The organism is Phormidium pseudopriestleyi FRX01, from assembly GCF_017313335.1.
Lineage (GTDB): Bacteria > Cyanobacteriota > Cyanobacteriia > Cyanobacteriales > Laspinemataceae > Laspinema > Laspinema pseudopriestleyi.
In genome coordinates this window covers 1-2787 of record NZ_JAFLQW010000307.1, presented here as the reverse complement: position 1 = coordinate 2787, position 2787 = coordinate 1, and the positions used below count along the sequence as shown (strand labels likewise).

The following is a 2787-nucleotide window of genomic DNA, read 5'->3' as shown; positions in this document are numbered from 1 at the left end:
ATTTTTTCTCGGGCCAGTTCAATGGAGTTTGAGCCTAAATTAAAATCATAACTGATAGTTAGCCCCATAATGTTAAGTCCTGATTGATAAAAAGTTCCAGGGTCCTAAATCTGATTTGTTAATTGTAGGCGATCGCCCTCTATTTTGCCCAATCCAGGACGAGTCTCTCTGTTGCCTTTGCTTTGAGGTCATCTTACCCCTTTTCCCACAGCCCAATTGTCAGGGTATGTTAAATTTACCCTGACAAGACTGCCAGAGAGATTGTCGAGTCTATTTCCCCAACCTCTCCTGGATTTATCGAATGGATTTCAGATGTCGATTCACCTCATCGAGTTCAAATACCTCGGGGTCAAAATCTTCCTTCACCCATTCTCGGGTTTCTGCATAGTCTGGATCTTCAGGATTTTTGAGGATTTCTAACACCTCGGCATACCCGCGAATGCCGCCACATTCTTCTGGAGGACAAGCGCGATCGCCTGCCACACACCGGGGATAATGGACTCCCGTAGTCGGTTCCAGAATTTTTTCCACTGTAATTTCATGCAGCCAACTATCATCTAAATTATATTCATAGATAAAGCTGGCATTTTCTTCGGGCACCAATTCATCTAATCTCGCCCTGCGCTCGGTTTTCATTTCTAAGCCATATTCGGGGTGAGATTGTCCATAACAAGTTCCATCAATTGTGAATTGATGGAGATGGGTATTTCCCCATCCCATTACCACTTGTAAAATCCGCTGGAGTTTATAGAGGGTAATGTGACTTCGGACTTGAATTTCCCGCCAAATCAGAGGTTCACTTTCTTTGATGGTGACTTTTATCTGATAAATTGACTCATGCTCGTTGGGTTTTGTCTGGTTCATGACGATACAACCGGGTTAACTTTTAGTTAGGCATCGTTTGCGTGCTGTTAACCGATAAGAAGAAAGAGCCGTCGCTCTAAAATGTTAAAATAGCAACAAACACTTGTCCTCTAATATATTATCATGTTCGTCAAATCAATCTTCATTCAAATTGTTAAGTTTTAAGAAATCAACCGAGTGACCAAACTGATTGAGAAACATTAGAACCGGCTACTTTCCAAAACATCTCCCCAGTAGCACCCAATCAGGACCAGAAACCGGGTTTTGGGCCTCTCATCCATCGGTCCTCCAAGAAGTGGCCCGGGAGTCTGAAATAATAATGACGATATGCCGATATCTGCGATCGCCCACAAAAACCCTCATGGAAACCCAACCCTCAACCCCCAACCGTCCCCATCTCGCCGTCACCCTCGGAGACCCTGCCGGAATCGGTCCGGAAGTCATCCTCAAAGCCCTAGCAGACCCCGAAATCGCCCAAAATTGTCAAATCACCCTCGTCGGCAGTCGGAAACTGCTGCAAGGGTGCTATCAACAACTCAAATCACAAACGCCGATCGCCGATCCAGAACAGTTTCCTATCCTAGATATTGACCTCAACCAAGAGGCGATCGCCCTCGGGACCGGCAATGCCGCATCCGGTGCCGCCAGTTTTGCTTATATGAAAGAGGCGATCGCCCGAACCCTTGCCGGAGACTTCCAGGCGATCGTCACCGGACCCATCGCCAAAACCTGCTGGAAAGCCGCCGGACATCCCTATCCCGGACAAACCGAACTCCTCGCCGAAAGCGCGCAAATCAAACGCTTCGGAATGCTATTCGTCGCCAAATCCCCCCACAGTCGCTGGACCCTCCGCACCCTCCTCGCCACCACCCACATTCCCCTCCGCCAAGTCCCCGACGCCCTCACCCCGGAACTCCTCACCTGGAAACTAGACCTCTTAATCGAATCCTTGCGCCAAGACTTCGGCATCCAAACCCCCCGCATCGCCATCTCCGGACTCAACCCCCACAGTGGAGAAAACGGACAACTCGGCACCGAAGAAAAAGACTGGTTAATCCCCTGGATAAAACAACAACAAATCATCCATCCTCAAGCCACAATTGATGGACCAATCCCCCCAGATACCCTCTGGGTAAAACCGGGTCAAGCCTGGTTTGGAACCGCTACAAATGCCCATGATGCCTATCTCGCCCTCTACCACGACCAAGGCTTAATTCCAGTCAAATTAATGGCCTTTGATAAAGCCGTCAACACCACCATCGGTTTACCCTTTATCCGCACCTCCCCGGACCACGGTACCGCCTTCGATATCGCCGGACAAGGCATCGCCGATTGTGCTAGTATGAAATCTGCTTTATGGTTAGCCGCTGAATTAGGAAGTCAGCGAATGAGTGAATTTGAAGGATAAACACTAGACAGCCAATAATGCCAAGTCCATACAATGGCCCCTAAAAAAACCCTTCAGCGAATAATCGGTCAAATCTGTTGGTCAGCTCGTTTAAGTTATGGGGATGAACTAACCCTGGATATCGGAGGGAAAATTCCTTATAGAAAACGCCGTAAAACCCACGTGCTTTAGCCGTGGGATATAAGGGGGTTAGCGTAGGTACGTAGCTAACCAATTACTTAGTTTTTTGGTTCTCAACATATCTCTTAATCGTCTCCCCAGAAACTGCCCCCGCCGTGCCACAGAAATAACTCCTAGTCCACATACTAGGGAGTCTCATCAACTCAGGAAATTCCTTTCTTAGGCGGAATGAAGTAAGTCCCTTTACCTTGTGAATAATCTGGTTCGGGGCGATCAGAGGGTTAGACTGCAAAAATAAATGTACGTGGTCTAGATGACTTTCTACAGCAATCACCTGGCAATCTATCTCTGTTACAGCCTGATTGATTAATTCCTTCAATCTCAAATCAATATTT

Annotated in this window: 3 protein-coding genes; 1 reads left to right on the top strand and 2 read right to left on the bottom strand. The window is 47.5% G+C overall.

The genetic code is table 11. From position 1 onward, the window contains the following. Positions 1 to 294: 294 nt before the first annotated feature. Positions 295 to 864: a plasmid pRiA4b ORF-3 family protein gene (locus tag J0895_RS11475; RefSeq protein ID WP_207088224.1), complete on the bottom strand. Its 570-nt coding sequence runs from the start codon at positions 862 to 864 to the stop codon at positions 295 to 297. Positions 865 to 1225: 361 nt separating this feature from the next. Between J0895_RS11475 and pdxA the strand changes: the two genes are divergently transcribed. Next, on the top strand, positions 1226 to 2272 hold the full coding sequence (gene pdxA, locus J0895_RS11470) for a 4-hydroxythreonine-4-phosphate dehydrogenase PdxA (RefSeq protein WP_207088225.1): 1047 nt from the start codon (positions 1226 to 1228) through the stop codon (positions 2270 to 2272). Between the two features lie 214 nt (positions 2273 to 2486). Here pdxA and tnpA read toward each other — a convergent pair. Further along, positions 2487 to 2787 (bottom strand): IS200/IS605 family transposase (tnpA, locus tag J0895_RS11465; RefSeq protein ID WP_207088223.1); only part of this gene is annotated, 301 nt, incomplete at its 5' end.